At 69.8% G+C, this 14,595-nt stretch carries 10 protein-coding genes; 5 read left to right on the forward strand and 5 right to left on the reverse strand.

Annotated features, from left to right (window positions below; all coding sequences use genetic code 11):
- Window positions 1-140 precede the first annotated feature (140 nt).
- From JR064_RS03855 to JR064_RS03875, 5 genes are all read left to right on the forward strand, one after another.
- Window positions 141-5,249, forward strand: coding sequence for an NAD-glutamate dehydrogenase (locus JR064_RS03855; RefSeq protein ID WP_206228868.1), 5,109 nt, complete (start codon window positions 141-143; stop codon window positions 5,247-5,249).
- A gap of 255 nt (window positions 5,250-5,504) precedes the next feature.
- On the forward strand, window positions 5,505-6,128 hold the full coding sequence (locus JR064_RS03860; protein ID WP_206228869.1) for a hypothetical protein: 624 nt from the start codon (window positions 5,505-5,507) through the stop codon (window positions 6,126-6,128).
- Window positions 6,129-6,201: 73 nt separating this feature from the next.
- Window positions 6,202-6,972: an NAD kinase gene (locus JR064_RS03865; RefSeq protein ID WP_179565650.1), complete on the forward strand. Its 771-nt coding sequence runs from the start codon at window positions 6,202-6,204 to the stop codon at window positions 6,970-6,972.
- A gap of 134 nt (window positions 6,973-7,106) precedes the next feature.
- Complete coding sequence (locus JR064_RS03870) at window positions 7,107-8,072, forward strand: 5'-nucleotidase (RefSeq protein ID WP_179565081.1); 966 nt, start codon at window positions 7,107-7,109, stop codon at window positions 8,070-8,072.
- A complete protein-coding gene (locus JR064_RS03875) occupies window positions 8,069-8,878 on the forward strand; it encodes a spermine/spermidine synthase domain-containing protein (protein ID WP_206228870.1) in 810 nt (269 codons plus the stop codon). Before JR064_RS03870 ends, JR064_RS03875 begins: the two co-directional genes overlap by 4 nt.
- 105 nt (window positions 8,879-8,983) lie before the next feature.
- Here the strand turns inward: JR064_RS03875 and JR064_RS03880 are convergent, their stop codons facing one another.
- The 5 genes from JR064_RS03880 to kynU all read right to left on the reverse strand — a co-directional run bounded on the left by JR064_RS03880 (window position 8,984) and on the right by kynU (window position 14,568).
- Window positions 8,984-9,520 carry a DUF2939 domain-containing protein gene (locus JR064_RS03880; RefSeq protein WP_179565077.1) on the reverse strand — a complete coding sequence of 179 codons (537 nt, stop codon included), beginning with the start codon at window positions 9,518-9,520 and terminating at the stop codon, window positions 8,984-8,986.
- 111 nt (window positions 9,521-9,631) lie between these two features.
- Entirely contained in the window at window positions 9,632-10,318 is a 687-nt protein-coding gene (locus JR064_RS03885; protein ID WP_179565075.1) for a DUF2461 domain-containing protein, read from the reverse strand.
- Entirely contained in the window at window positions 10,315-11,754 is a 1,440-nt protein-coding gene (gene sbcB / locus JR064_RS03890; RefSeq protein ID WP_179565073.1) for an exodeoxyribonuclease I, read from the reverse strand. Before sbcB ends, JR064_RS03885 begins: the two co-directional genes overlap by 4 nt.
- Window positions 11,755-11,882: 128 nt before the next feature.
- Window positions 11,883-13,262, reverse strand: a complete 1,380-nt coding sequence (locus tag JR064_RS03895; RefSeq protein WP_206228871.1) for an FAD-dependent oxidoreductase — start codon at window positions 13,260-13,262, stop codon at window positions 11,883-11,885.
- Window positions 13,263-13,296: 34 nt separating this feature from the next.
- Window positions 13,297-14,568 (reverse strand): kynureninase, encoded by a 1,272-nt coding sequence (kynU, locus tag JR064_RS03900; protein ID WP_179565069.1) that lies wholly within the window; start codon window positions 14,566-14,568, stop codon window positions 13,297-13,299.
- Window positions 14,569-14,595: the final 27 nt, after the last annotated feature.

Raw genomic sequence — 14,595 nt, forward strand, 5'->3', positions numbered from 1 at the left:
TGACGGCGGCGCGCGCGACTTTGCCCGATATGGCGCGTCGTTTCGTTCCCGGCGCTGGTTTGCGCCATGCAGCAAGGTAGTTGAACGCGCCACCGGTACAATTCTGGCTTTCCCAACGAGCATCGTTGTTGCTCCCCGTCATGAAACCCAAATCAGACGCTTCCCGTTCCAGCACGTCCTCGGCCGGATCCTCCAGCAAGTCCGCGTCCAAGCCCGCTTCCCCCTCGTCCAAGGCGTCCGCCAAGCCGTCGGCCAAGCAGGCCAAGGCCGCACCGGTCGCGAACAAGCGCGGCGCGGCGCGCGCCACCGCCAATTCGCGGGTGATCGACGCCGTGCCGGCCGCTTCCGCCGGCGGCTTCAGCCTGGAGCCGGTGTACGCGGCCCTGCGCCAGCGCTACCCGGGCGGCCGCCAGGCCGAGGCGCAGGCCTTCGCCGAGGAGTTCTACAAGCGCATGGAGGAGGACGAGTTCCCCCACCACAGCGCGCAGGAATGGGCCGCGCTGGCGGCGTCGATGCTGGAGTTCGCGCGCAAGCGCAAGCCGGGCACGTTCAACGTGCGGGTGTTCAATCCGAGCCTGAAGGAAGACGGCTGGGAGTCCTCGCGCACGGTGCTGCAGATCGTCAACGACGACATGCCGTTCCTGGTGGATTCGGTGAGCATGGCGCTGTCGGAGCTGGGCATCGGCGTGCACGTGCTCGGCCACCCGGTGCTGCGCATGAGCCGCGACAAGGGCGGCAAGCTGGAGACGGTCGGCGAGGGCAAGCCGGAATCGCTGATGCTGCTGGAGATCGACCGGCAGCCGCCGGAGGACATGCCGCGGGTGGACGCGGCGATCCAGCGCATCCTCGGCGAGGTGCGCAACATCGTGCGCGACTGGAGCGGCATGCGCGAGAAGATGCTGACCCTGGCCGACGACCTGACCACGCGGCGCCTGCCGGTGGACGACAAGGGCCGGCGCGAGGCGCAGGAATTCCTGCGCTGGGCCGCGGCCGACCATTTCACCTTCTTCGGCTACCGCGAATACCGGGTCGAGAAGCAGGGCGGCGAAGACGTGCTGGCGCCGCTGGAGGACAGCGGCCTGGGCCTGCTGCGCGGCCACGACAAGTCGCCGGCGCGGCCGGTGCGCACCCTGGCCGCGCACGGCCTCAGCGAATCGGGGATCAAGGAAGCGCTGATCCTGACCAAGACCAACGCGCGCTCGCGGGTGCACCGCAGCGGCTACATGGACTACATCGGCGTGCTGGAGTTCAACGCCAAGGGCCGCATCGTCGCCGAGCAGCGTTTCCTCGGCCTGTTCACGTCCAGCGCCTACAATCGCCGGCCGTGGGAGATCCCGCTGGTGCGCGAGCGCCACGACTACGTGATGCGCAAGTCCGGGCTGACCCCGAGCAGCCATAGCGGCAAGGCGCTGCGCCACATCCTGGAGACGCTGCCGCGCGAGGAACTGTTCCAGTCCAACGAGGAGGAGCTGTACCGCACCGCGATGGGCATCCTCGGCCTGCAGGAGCGGGTGCGCAGCCGCCTGTTCCTGCGCCGCGACAAGTACGGCCGCTTCATTTCCGCACTCGTGTACATCCCGCGCGAGCGCTTCAACACCGACGTGCGCCTGCGCATCGAGGCCCTGCTGAAGGACGCGCTGCACGGCGAATACATCGATTCCAGCGTGGTGCTGGGCGAATCGCCGCTGGCGCAGCTGCACCTGATCGTGCGGCCAAAGCCCGGCGAAGCGCTGGAATTCGATACCACCGAACTGGAAGCGCGCCTGGCGCACCTGCTGCGCAACTGGCAGGACGACCTGCGCGAGGCGCTGGTCGCCAGCCGCGGCGAGCGCGACGGCCTGCGCCTGGCGGCCAACTACGGCCGCGCGCTGCCGGCCGGCTACATCGAGGAATCGACCGCGCAGATCGCCGCGCGCGACGTCGAGCGCCTGGCCGCGCTGCGCGGTCCCGACGACCTGCACCTGAGCCTGCAGTCGCTGCGCCGCGACGGCGCCGACAGCCTGCGCCTGAAGCTGTACCGCCAGCGCGACGACCTGCCGCTGTCGGACGTGCTGCCGATGATGGAGAACCTGGGCCTGCGGGTGATCTCCGAGCGCCCGTACCGGCTGACCGTGGACGGCACGCTGCTGTACATCCAGGACTTCGAAGTGGAGCCGCTGGCCGGCAGCATCGACGTCGAACGCGCCGACGCGCCGCTGTGCGAGGCGTTCGTGCGCATCTGGCGCGGCGATGCCGAGAACGACGGCTTCAACCGCCTGATCGTCGGCGCCGGCCTGGGCTGGCGCCAGGTGGCGATCCTGCGCGGCTACTGCAAATACCTGCTGCAGACCGGGGTGCCGTTCTCGCAGGCCTACGTCGAAGAGACCTGCACGCGCTATCCGCTGCTGGCACGGCTGCTGGTGGAACTGTTCGAAGCGCGTTTCGATCCGGCCACCGGCAACGAGAGCAAGGCGCAGATCGCCGACGGCCAGGCCGCGCTGACGGCGCAGCTGCACCTGCTGGCGGCCGGCGACGAAGGCGCGCTGAAGGCGCTGCAACCGGTGATCGACGCGCGCCGCGGCGACCGCGATGCGCAGCTGGAGGCGGCCAATGCCGCGCTGCTGAAGCTGTTCGACCAGGTCGCCAGCCTCGACGAGGACCGCATCCTGCGCAGCTTCAAGGGCGTGATCGAAGCGACCCTGCGCACCAGCTACTACCAGACCGGCAAGGACGGCGGCCTGGGCCACTGCATCAGCTTCAAGCTCGATTCGGCCAAGGTGCCGGAGCTGCCCAAGCCGCGCCCGTACCGCGAGATCTTCGTGTACGGCCCGCGCGTGGAAGGCGTGCACCTGCGCTTCGGCGCGGTGGCGCGCGGCGGCCTGCGCTGGTCGGACCGGCGCGAGGATTTCCGCACCGAGGTGCTGGGCCTGGTCAAGGCGCAGATGGTCAAGAACACGGTGATCGTGCCGGTCGGCGCCAAGGGCGGCTTCTTCTGCAAGCGCTCGCCCGCCGGTGGCGACCGCGACGCGGTGCTGGCCGAAGGCATCGCCTGCTACAAGCTGTTCATCCAGGGCCTGCTCGACATCACCGACAACATCGTCGGCGGCAAGATCGTGCCGCCGCCGCAGGTGGTGCGCCACGACCAGGACGATCCGTACCTGGTGGTCGCCGCGGACAAGGGCACCGCCACGTTCTCCGACATCGCCAACGGGCTGGCGATCGACCACGGCTTCTGGCTGGGCGACGCGTTCGCCTCCGGCGGCTCGGTCGGTTACGACCACAAGGGCATGGGCATCACCGCGCGCGGCGCCTGGGAGTCGGTCAAGCGCCACTTCCGCGCGCTGGGCCGCGATTGCCAGAGCGAGGACTTCAGCGTGGTCGGCATCGGCGACATGTCCGGCGACGTGTTCGGCAACGGCATGCTGCTGTCGCGGCACATCCGCCTGCTGGCCGCGTTCGACCACCGCCACATCTTCCTGGATCCGAATCCGGACCCCGCGGCCTCGTTCGCCGAGCGCGAGCGCCTGTTCAAGCTGCCGCGCTCCAGCTGGGCCGACTACGACGCCAAGCTGATCAGCGCCGGCGGCGGCCTCTATCCGCGCACGCTGAAGTCGATCGAGATCAGCGCGCCGGTGCGCGAGGCGCTGGGCCTGGAAGCGGGCGTCAAGCAGCTCTCGCCGAACGAGCTGATGAACGCGATCCTCAAGGCGCCGGTGGACCTGTTCTGGAACGGCGGCATCGGCACCTACGTCAAGGCCGCCAGCGAGACCCATGGCGATGTCGGCGACCGCGCCAATAACGGCCTGCGCGTCAACGGCGGCGAGCTGCGCTGCAGGATCGTCGGCGAAGGCGGCAACCTGGGCCTGACCCAGCTCGGCCGCATCGAGGCCGCGCAGGTCGGGGTGCTGCTCAACACCGACTTCATCGACAACTCGGCCGGCGTGGACACCTCCGACCACGAGGTCAACATCAAGATCCTGCTCAACGACGTGGTGCAGGCCAAGAAGCTGACCGTGGCGGCGCGCAACACCCTGCTGGCGTCGATGACCGACGAGGTCGCCGAGCTGGTGCTGTGGGACAACATCCGCCAGAACCAGGCGCTGAGCCTGATGGAGCGGATGAGCGTCAAGCGCCTGGGCTCCAAGCAGCACTTCATCCGCACCCTGGAAGCGCAGGGCCTGCTCGACCGGCAGATCGAATACCTGCCGTCGGACGCGGAGATTTCCGCGCGCAAGGCGCGCGGCCAGGGCCTGACCCGGCCGGAGCTGGCGGTGCTGCTGTCCTACTCCAAGCTGGTCGCGTTCCAGCAGCTGCTGGAATCGGACATCCCCGAGGACCCGTACCTGTCCAAGGAGCTGCAGCGCTACTTCCCGCAGCCGCTGCAGAAGAAATACGCCGATGCGATGGAGCGGCACCGGCTGAAGCGCGAGATCATCGCCACCGCGGTCACCAACACCACCATCAATCGCATGGGCGCGACCTTCCTGATGCGCATGCAGGAAGACACCGGGCGCAGCATCGGCGAGGTGGCCAAGGCGTACACGATCAGCCGCGAGACGCTGGACGCGCGCGCGCTGTGGACGCAGATCGACGCGCTGGACGGGCAGGTGCCCGAGTCGGTGCAGATCGATGCGCTGGAAGTGATCTGGAAGCTGCAGCGCGCGTTCGTGCGCTGGCTGCTGTTCCGTCCCGGCCCGATGCCCGGCATCACCGCGGCGGTGGAGCGCTACCACGAGCCGTTCAACGACATCCGCGTCGCCTCCGGCGTGCTGTCGGACTCGCAGCGTCCGCTGTACGAGGCGCTGGTGCAGGAATGGCAGGACAAGGGCCTGCCGCCGGCGCTGGCGCAGCAGCTGTCGGAACTGCGCTTCCTGGAGCCGGCGTTCGACATCATCGAGATGGCGCGCACCCGCAAGCTCAAGCCGGTGGAGGTGTCGAAGGTGCATTTCCGCCTCGGCGAGGCCTTGCAGCTGCCGTGGCTGTTCGAGCAGATCGACGCGCTGGAGGTCAACGGCCGCTGGCATGCGGTGGCCCGCGGCGTGCTGCGCGACGAACTGGCCAAGCACCACAGCGCGTTGGCCGGGCAGGCCCTGGCGTTGCCGGGCGGCAATGCCGAGGCCAAGGTGCAGCAGTGGCTGCAGCGCGACGACAGCAGCCTGCGCTTCACCTTGAACATGCTGCAGGAGCTGTCGGCGCAGAAGGCGCTGGACTACCCGACGGTGTCGGTGGCGGTGCAGCGGCTGGGCCAGCTGGCGGCGCACGGGGTGTGACCCGTGCGCGGGTCCGCGACGCGGGCCCGACGCGCAGGTCGGCAGCGCCGGGCCCTGCGGCCCGGTCGCTGCGGCCGTCGCCATGCCTCTTTCACGAAAGGGGCGTGATCGCAGGCGTCGCGCTTGTCGCGATGCCGGCGCACGTCGCATGATGCCCATGGCCATGCGCGTGGGGCCGTTTGCCCTGGCGCTGGCCGGTCCGGTTCCCCGCGTACCGTCCGCTTCGCGTTCCGCGGCTTCGCGCCGGCAGAGACCATGCTCTACCTTCTGATTCCCGCGTTCGTCGTGCTGCTGCTGGTGCTCCTGGCCCGGCGGCCTTCGCTGGAGGTGCGGCTGCAGCGTGCGTTGCAGCAACAGCGGCAAGGCAACCTGGCGCCGCTGCGCGCGCTGTCCAGGAAATCCTTCGGCGACGCCGCGTATGCCTGGTTTCTGCACCTGGATGCCAGCGGCGAGCCGGTCGCGGCGCTGGCCGCATTGAAGCGCGCGGTCTATGCCCGTACCTGGCTGGACAATCGCTTCAGCGTCGCCTACCGCGAATATGGCCGCCGCTGCTTTCTGGGCGTCGGTACCGAACCGGATCATGCCGCGCTGCTGGCGCAATGGGGCGCGCGCGGCTGGCGCGAGGGCGCGGGCTGGGAACCCGAACTGGCCTGGATCCAGGCCTTTGGCCCGCAGCCATGCCGGGATGTCGCACGTGCCTGGTACTGGTTGTGTCTGGCCGATGCGCGGCAGGGCGAGGGCATGGGCGACATCAAGTCCGCGCAGCTGGCGCAGCAGGTCCGCGAACGCCTGATCGCCGTCGTGCCGGCGTCGGTCCGCCAGGACATGCAGGAACAGGCCGCGCGCACCGTCTACGACGATTACGCGTCCGGACGCTAGCGTCGCCGCCGCCGGGGTGGCCGCGCGCGCGTAACGGCGTGCCGGGTATGATCGCGGCATGAACGTTCCTGTCCTGCCGTCTTCTCCCCGCATCTGTTTCCTCGCCAGCACCGCGCCAGCCGCGCTCGCGGCGCGCGACCAGCTGATCGCGCGCTATGGCGACCATGCGCCGGCCGACGCTGATGTGCTGTGCGCGCTCGGCGGCGACGGCTTCATGCTGCAGACCCTGCATCGTCACGGCGGCCTGGGCAAACCGGTGTTCGGCATGAAACTGGGCACGGTCGGCTTCCTGATGAACCAGTATCTGGACGACGATCTGGTGGTGCGGCTGGCGCAGGCCGAGCCGGCCAAGCTGCGGCCGCTGGAGATGCTGGCGCAGACCGAGTCCGGCACCACCACCGGTTCGCTGGCCTACAACGAAGTGTCGCTGCTGCGGCAGACCCGCCAGGCCGCGCACGTCAGCATCGACCTCAACGGCCAGACCCGCGTCGACGAACTGATCTGCGACGGGGTGATGGTGGCCACGCCGGCCGGCAGCACCGCCTACAACTCCTCGGCGCACGGCCCGATCCTGCCGCTGGGTTCGCACACCCTGGCGCTGACCCCGATCGCGCCTTACCGACCGCGGCGCTGGCGCGGCGCGATCCTCAAGGCCGACACCGAAGTGCGCCTGCGCGTGCTCGATCCGTACAAGCGCCCGGTCAGCGTCACCGCCGACTCGCACGAAACCCGCGACGTGGTCGAAGTCACCATCCGCGAATCGCGCGACCGCCTGGTCACCCTGCTGTTCGATCCGGAGCACAACCTGGAGGAGCGGATCTTGAGCGAGCAATTTATGGTTTGAAAGCGGGGATTGGGGAGTCGGGATTGGGGATTCGCAACCGCCAGTCTGCCTTTCTGTCGCTTTCTCTATCTGCTTTCCGATCCAATTGACCGCTTTTGCCAATCCCGAATCCCCAATTCCGAATCCCTGCTCCCATGTCCGACAACTCCCCCCGCCTGCTAACCGTCGCGATCACCTCGCGTGCCCTGTTCGATCTGGAAGAGGGCCATGCCCTGTTCGAGCAGCAGGGAGTGGAGGCGTACAGCGCGTACCAGCGCGAGCGCGAGGACGATGTGCTGGCGCCGGGCGTGGCGTTCCCGGTGGTGCGCAAGCTGCTGGCGCTGAACCAGGGCACGCCGCCGGAGACGCCGCCGGTGGAGGTGATCCTGCTGTCGCGCAATTCCGCCGATACGGGGCTGCGCATCTTCAATTCGATCCAGCACTACGGGCTGGGCATCGTCCGCGCCACCTTCACCTCCGGCGAGGCCACCTGGCCCTACGTCAAGCCGTTCGGCACCGACCTGTTCCTGTCGGCGAATCCGGAATCGGTGCGGCGCGCGCTGAGCCACGGCATCGCCGCGGCGACGATCCTGCCCAAGCCGCCGGGCGAACATGCGCAGGAAGCGGCCGCGGCGGCCGGAGCGATCGATTCGGAGCGGTTGTCCACGCAGCTGCGCATCGCCTTCGACGGCGATGCGGTGATCTTCGGCGACGAGGGCGAGCGCTTCTCGCGCGAGCAGGGCGTGGAGGCGTTCGGCCGCTACGAGCGCGAGAACGCGCGCGAGCCGCTGACCGGCGGGCCGTTCCGCAATTTCCTGTCCGCGCTGCATGCCTTGCAGTCCGCGTTCCCGGCTGGCGAAGCCTCGCCGATCCGCACCGCGCTGGTCACCGCGCGCTCGGCGCCGGCGCACGAGCGGGTGATCCGCACGCTGCGCGAATGGGGCGTGCGCCTGGACGAGGCGCTGTTCCTGGGCGGCCGCCACAAGGGGCCGTTCCTGCAGGCGTTCGGCGCCGACATCTTCTTCGACGACTCGCAGCACAACATCGACAGCGCCGCGCGCGAGCGGGTGGCCGCCGGGCATGTGCCGCACGGCGTGGCCAACCTCATCGCCAAGCCGTGAGCGCGGCCTCCGGCGGCGGCGCAGGCCGCTGGGCCACGCTGCGCCAGTTGCTGAGGCCGGACCGCGCGCAGACGCAGGCGCTGCGCCCGGGACGGCCGTACGTGGAGCGCGGCTGGCGCTACACCAGCCTGCAGTTCAAGGGCGAGGTGACGCAAAGCCGGATGCTCACCTGGTGGCCGCACGTGCTGGAAGTGGACTACACCCGCAGCATGCTCGGCGCTCTGCTGCTGCGGCCGGAGCCGCGCTGCATCGGCATCGTCGGCCTGGGCGGCGGCTCGCAGGCCAAGTTCTGCTACCGGCACCTGCCGCGGGCGCGCATCGAGGCGATCGAGGCCGATGCCGACGTGCTGGCGCTGCGCGACGCCTTCCACATCCCGGCCGACGACGCGCGTTTCCAGGCGCTGCACGGCGACGGTGCGCAGCTGCTGCCGCAGCGCCGCGGCCGCTACGACCTGCTGCTGCTCGATGCCTACGATGCCGACGGCATCCCCGCGGCGATGCGCACGCGCGGTTTCTACGACGATTGCCATGCCGCGCTGACGCCCGGCGGCGTGCTGGCGGTGAACCTGTACGACACCGACACCCGCCAGCACGTGGCGCACCTGCGCAAGATCTTCGGCGGCCGGGTGCTGCGCATGGACGAGCCGGAACTGGACAACCACGTGGTGTTCGCCTGGACCGGCGATCTGCCGGTGCTGGACGCGCGCGCGGCATTGGCGCACCTGCCGTGGTCGGCGCGCTGGCAGTTGCGCGTACCGTTCCGGCGCGTGCAGCAGGCGTTCGAAACGACCGCCTGGCGCCGCTGAGCGGCGCGTCGCTGCGATATGCCGCCCGTCACTGTGGCAGCGGCTTCGGTCGCGACCGGCGGAGGCGGATACCATCCTGGCTCCCGAGGCCACGTAGAGCCGCTCCTACAACGGCAGCAGGATATTGCTGAGCTTCCAACGCAGCCCGTCGCGGGTGAAGACGCAGGGCACCGCGGTGCCGTCGGCGGTGTGGAGGGTGGCGACGAAGCGCGAGGTCGATTCGAAGCGGTGCTCGGCCTGCCGCAACGGTTGCGGCGGACGCGGCGCGGCATAGGTGTCGCCGCCGACGGTGTCGCCGCTGGCGCGCTTCCACAGCGCGTCGCCCTGCAGCAAGGCGCCGATCCCGGCCGGGGTGACCATCGCATCCACGCCCATGCCGCTGACGCTGCCGGCCAGCGACAGCAGCGCGCCGCCGAACAGGCCGGCCTGCAGGTCCGGCCCGGCGCGGCGCAGCAATGCATCGTCGACCTGCGCCTTCAGGTTGACCCGCAAGGTGGGGAAGTCGACGTAGCGCTCCAGCGCCGCCGCATCGCGCTGTTCCAGCGCCTGGCTGATGCCGCGGATCGCCAGGTAGGGCCCGGCGACGACGTAGCCGCCGAGCGCGAGCAGGGCGAGGAACAGCAAGGCCAGCCATTTTTTCATCGTGTGCCTCGGTGCGGATGCATCTTTTGTAGGAGCGGCTTCAGCCGCGACAGGCGTTACCGATGATGCCTGTCGCGGCTGAAGCCGCTCCTACAGGGAAAGCGGACTGCCTCAAAATTCCAGATCCAGGGCCGCGCACAAATAGTCCACGAACGGGGCCAGCGTCTGCAGATCGGCCGCCACCAGCGAGCGCAGTTTCGGCCCGGTCATGGTGGCGTCGTCGAGCTGGCGCCAGAACACCCAGTTCTTGTGCTTGAGGTCGTCGATGAACTCGAACTCGGCGGGGAAGCCGCGCGGCGGCCGCACCAGCATTTCCGTGGCCTCGAAATCGAAGCGGCGGCGTAGCTTCGGCGCGTGCGCGGCGGCTTTCCAGCTGCCCGGGTTGTCGAAGATGAACTGGCGCACCTTGCGCTGCGTGTCCGGCTCCGGATGCCACAGGCCGGCGCCGACGAAGCTCTCGCCCGGCTGCAGGTGGATGTAGAACGACGGCGCCGGTACCTGTTTGCGCCGCTCGTGGAACAGGCGTGCGCCCTGCCAGGTCTTGTACGGCGATTTGTCGTGGGAGAAGCGCGCGTCGCGATGGATGCGGAACAGCGAGCCGCCGACGCCGCGCGGGTCGGAGCGGAAATGGTCGCTGACCTGGGCCAGGTCCGGCTGCAGGTCGGTGATCAGGCGCAGGAACGGCTGGCGCACGTGCTCCTCGTACTTGTGCCGGTTGTCGTTGAACCAGGCCTTGTCGTTGTGCCGCGCCAGGGCACGCAGGAACTTGAAGCTGGCGTCGCTGAAATAAGAGGTCATAGAGTCCGTTGCAGGTCCTGGCCCCAGGCGGCCAGCTGATCGAGCAGGGCTTGCTTGGTAGCATCATCGGAGTGAGCCAGACGTAAATCGGCGAGCTGCGCGAAGTAGCCGTCCAGGCCGAGTTCGGACAGGCCGCTGTCGCCGTGCAGGCGCCGGCGCCGGTAATCGTCCCAGCGGTTCTGCTCGACGATGGACAGCGTCTGCGGCCAGTTGCGCGCGCGGTAGCGGAACAACAGCTCGGGCAGGCGCGGATCGCGGAAGCCGGTTTCCAGCGGCGCCAGCTGTGCCGGCGGGGTCGCGCGCACCTGCGCCATCGCGCGCTTGTCGGTGTCGGCCAGGAAGCCGTCGTACAGCGAGGCATCCACGTCGGCCGGAGCCGCCGCGCGTTCGTTGCCGAACACGCGGCGGACCTTCTCGGCCAGTTCCGGCCCGGCCTCGCGCAGGCGCGCGGCCTTGGCCAGGATCTGCGCCGGGTCGATCTGCAGGCGGGCGAAATCCGCATCGCGCAGGTGCGACCAGGCGACCAGCGCCGGCGCCTTGTTCAGGTGCACTTCCTTCAGCGGGATGCGCTGCTCGCCTTCGGGCAGGTCGGCCTGCGGGGTGTACAGGCGGTCGGCGATCTGCTCCGGGGTGTAGCGCAGCAGCGGCTCGATATCGCCTTCCAGGTCGAACACCAGCACCCGGCTGTCGATCCGCGGATGCCGCGCCAGCGGCAGCACCGGTGCGGCGCACAGGCGCGCGGCCGGATAGCGCATCGACACGTGCAGCACGGGCTGCATCGCCACCACGTCGAGCAGGCCGCCGCAGAAGCGCTTGTCGCGCAGTTTCAGCGCGTAGTCCCACAGCCGCGGTTGCCGCTCGCGGAACAGCCGCGCCATGCCGATGGTGGCATAGACGTCGGACAGCGCCTCGTGCGCGTCGCCGTCGCGCACGCCGTTGGCCAGCGCCAGCTGTTCCAGCTTGAACGAGGTGGCGCCGTCCTCGCGCTGCGGCCAGACCACGCCGTCCGGGCGCAGCGCGTGCATCAGCCGCAGCATGTCCAGCAGGTCCCAGCGCGAATTGCCGCCGCGCCACTCGCGCTCGTACGGATCGTGGAAATTGCGGAACAGGCCGTGGCGCACGAATTCGTCGTCGAAGCGCAGCGAGTTGTAGCCCAGCGTGCAGGTCTGCGGCCGCGCCATCTGCTCGGCGATGCGCGCGAACGCATCGGCCTCGTTGACCCCGTCGCGCAGGGCCTGCTGCGGGGCGATGCCGGTGATCAGCGTCGCGATCGGCGAGGGCAGCAGGTCGTCGGCCGGCTGCACGAAGAAACTGACCGGCTCCTCGACCACGTTCAGCGCCGCATCGGTGCGCACCGCCGCGAACTGGGCGATGCGCGTGCGCCGCGGATCGGCACCGAAGGTTTCCAGGTCGTAGAAGAGAAAGCTGTCGGGCATGGTCGGACCAGAGCGGTGTGGGTGGTGCGTGCGGGCTGGCTTTTGCGGGAGCGGCTTCAGCCGCGGCCAACGCTACCGGTAATGCCGGTCGCGGCTGAAGCCGCTCCTACAGGGTAAGGCAGACAGGCTCAATGCGCGCCGTCCAGCGGTGCCAGGCGCTCGTGCACGGTGCGTTCCAGCCAGGCCCAGTCGATCCGCGACAGGTCGCTGTGGCCCTGCGTGGCCTGCACCAGGATCTGGCGCTGGATCTCGCTGCGCTCCAACGCCAGCGCGTACGGCGTGCGCAGGAAAGTGACCATGGTGTAGTGCGGCACGAAGCGGGTCGGGTGGCGCTCCTGCAGCGCCTGTTCCAGTTCGCGCTGCAGCAGGAAGCCGGCATCGCCGACGCGGTCGCGCATCTCGATGTAGTTCTCCAGCGCCATCTGCTGGATCGCGCTGGCGTTGGGCTTGCGCTCGGCCTCGAATGCGGCGTGGGCGCGGCCCAGGTCCGGCTCGCGCTGCAGGTGCGCGGCCAGGGCCACGCAATCCTCGAACGCGCAGTTCATGCCCTGGCCGTGGAACGGCACCATCGCATGCGCGGCATCGCCGAGCAGCACCGCGCGCCCGTCCAGGTGCCAGCGTTCCAGGCGCAGCGTGCCGAGCAGGCCCGGCGGGTGCTGTTCCCAGTGTTCGGCCAGTTGCGGCATCAGCGGCAGCGCATCGGCGAAGTCGCGTTCGAACAGCGCCAGGGCTTCCGCGCCGCTGCGGGTGGTGGCGAAACTGGGCTCGCCTTCGTTCGGCAGGAACAGGGTGACGGTGAAGGTGCCTTCGTCGTTGGGCAGGGCGATGCACATGTAGTGCCCGCGCGGCCAGATGTGCAGCGCGTTGGCCTCGATGCGGAAGCCGCCGTCGGGGTTGGGCGGGATCTCCAGTTCCTTGTACGAATGGTCCAGGAACTCGGTGTGCTCGGCCATCGGCGACTTGCGCTGCATCGCCGCGCGCAGCGCCGAGCCGGCGCCGTCGGCGCCGATCATGCTGCGGAAGCGGATGTCGTGCGGCTGGTCGTCGCGGTCGTCGATGAAGCGTGCGTAGCCGGCGTCGAAGTCCACCGTGTGCAGGCGCCGGTAGAAGTGGATCTGCGCGCCGGCCTGTTCGGCCAGCTGCAGCAGGGTGATGTTGAGGTCGTTGCGGTGCACCGACCAGATCACTTCGCTGTCGTCGCGGCCATAGCGCTGCAGTTGCTGGCGGCCGTCGGCGAAATGCACCATGCGCCCGCGCATCATCACCGCCTTGGCCATCACCGCGGCGTCGGCGCCGGCCTGGCGCAGCGCGTGCAGGCCGCGCTCGGCCAGCGCCAGGTTGATCGAGCGGCCGCGCTCGTAGTTCTGGATGCGCGGATCGCCGCGGCGCTCGTAGACGGTGACGCGCCAGCCCTGGCGCGAGAGCAGGATGGCGAGCAGGGAACCGGCCAGGCCGGCGCCGATCAGGGTGATGCTGCGGGGGGAGGCGCTCAAGGAGAAATCCGGCATGACGCGCGGCGGTGGCCGCGCAGGAGGGGGCGGCTCAGACGCCGGCCCAGGTTTCCGCTTCCTCGACGAAGCGGTAGACGTCGCGATAGCGGGTGTACAGCGGCACCGGGCTGATCCGGATCACGTCCGGCTCGCGCCAGTCGCCGAGCACGCCGACCGATTGCAGGTACTCGAACAGCGCACGGCCGCGTTCGCGGCCGCCGATCACGCGCAGCGACAGCTGGCAGCCGCGCTGCGCCGGGTCGGCCGGGGTGACGATCTGCAGGGTCTCGGCCAGGCGCGCGCGGATCAGCGTTTCCAGATAGCCGGTCAGTTGCAGCGACTTGCGCCGCAGCGCCGGCAGCCCGGCGCGTTCGAACAGCTCCAGCGAGGCGCGCAGCGGCGCCATGCTCAGGATCGGCGGATTGCTCAGTTGCCAGCCGTCGGCGCCGGGCGCGGCGACGAACTCCGGCCGCATCTGGAAGCGGGTGCGCTTGTCGTGGCCCCACCAGCCGGCGAAGCGCGGCGTGTCGCCGTGGCCATGGCGCTCGTGCACGAACGCGCCGGCGACCGCGCCGGGGCCGGCGTTGAGGTACTTGTAGTGGCACCACACCGCGAAATCGGGCGCGGTGTCGTGCAGGGTCAAGGGGATGTTGCCGACCGCATGCGCCAGATCGAAACCGACCGCGGCGCCGGCCGCGCGGGCCAGCCGCGCCACCGCGTCCAGGTCGAAGGCCTGCCCGGTGCGGTACTGCACGCCCGGCCACAGCACCAGCGCCAGGCGCGGGCCGTGTTCGGCGATCGCGCGCTCGATCGCCGCCAGCGACACGGTGCCGTCGGCGCCGTCGGGCTGCACTTCGATCAGTTCGGTCGCCGGGTCGAAGCCATGGAAGCGGATCTGCGAGGCCAGCGCATGCTGGTCGGACGGGAACGCGCCGGCCTCGATCAGGATCGCCGGGCGCTCGCGGGTGGGGCGGTAGAAGCTGACCATCAGCAGGTGCAGGTTCACCGTCAGCGTGTTCATCGCCACCACTTCGTGCGGCAGCGCGCCGACCAGCTGCGCCAGCGGCGCGGCCAGCAGTTCGTGGTAGGTCATCCACTGCGTGTCGCCGGTGAAGTGGCCTTCCACCGCCAGCGTCGACCACTTGTCCAGCACCTCCTGCACCGCGGCGCGCGCGCCGCGCGGCTGCAGGCCGAGCGAATTGCCGACGAAGTAGGCCTGGTCGGCGCCCTGGTGCTGCGGGAACAGGAATTCGCGGCGCAGCTCGCGCAGCGGGTCGGCGGCATCGAGCGCGGTGGCGTGGTTGCGGGTCAGGATCTCGTTCATCGGCAGCGGGTAACGGGACGAGGGCAC

It is taken from the genome of Xanthomonas bonasiae (genome assembly GCF_017163705.1).
Taxonomy (GTDB): domain Bacteria; phylum Pseudomonadota; class Gammaproteobacteria; order Xanthomonadales; family Xanthomonadaceae; genus Xanthomonas_A; species Xanthomonas_A bonasiae.

Bases quoted from the DNA above. Each gene is read 5' to 3' on its own strand.
- JR064_RS03855 (WP_206228868.1), top strand. From the start codon at position 141: ATGAAACCCAAATCAGACGCTTCCCGTTCCAGCACGTCCTCGGCCGGA.
- JR064_RS03860 (WP_206228869.1), top strand. From the start codon at position 5,505: ATGCTCTACCTTCTGATTCCCGCGTTCGTCGTGCTGCTGCTGGTGCTC.
- JR064_RS03870 (WP_179565081.1), top strand. From the start codon at position 7,107: ATGTCCGACAACTCCCCCCGCCTGCTAACCGTCGCGATCACCTCGCGT.
- JR064_RS03880 (WP_179565077.1), bottom strand. From the start codon at position 9,520: ATGAAAAAATGGCTGGCCTTGCTGTTCCTCGCCCTGCTCGCGCTCGGC.
- JR064_RS03885 (WP_179565075.1), bottom strand. From the start codon at position 10,318: ATGACCTCTTATTTCAGCGACGCCAGCTTCAAGTTCCTGCGTGCCCTG.
- sbcB (WP_179565073.1), bottom strand. From the start codon at position 11,754: ATGCCCGACAGCTTTCTCTTCTACGACCTGGAAACCTTCGGTGCCGAT.
- JR064_RS03895 (WP_206228871.1), bottom strand. From the start codon at position 13,262: ATGCCGGATTTCTCCTTGAGCGCCTCCCCCCGCAGCATCACCCTGATC.
- kynU (WP_179565069.1), bottom strand. From the start codon at position 14,568: ATGAACGAGATCCTGACCCGCAACCACGCCACCGCGCTCGATGCCGCC.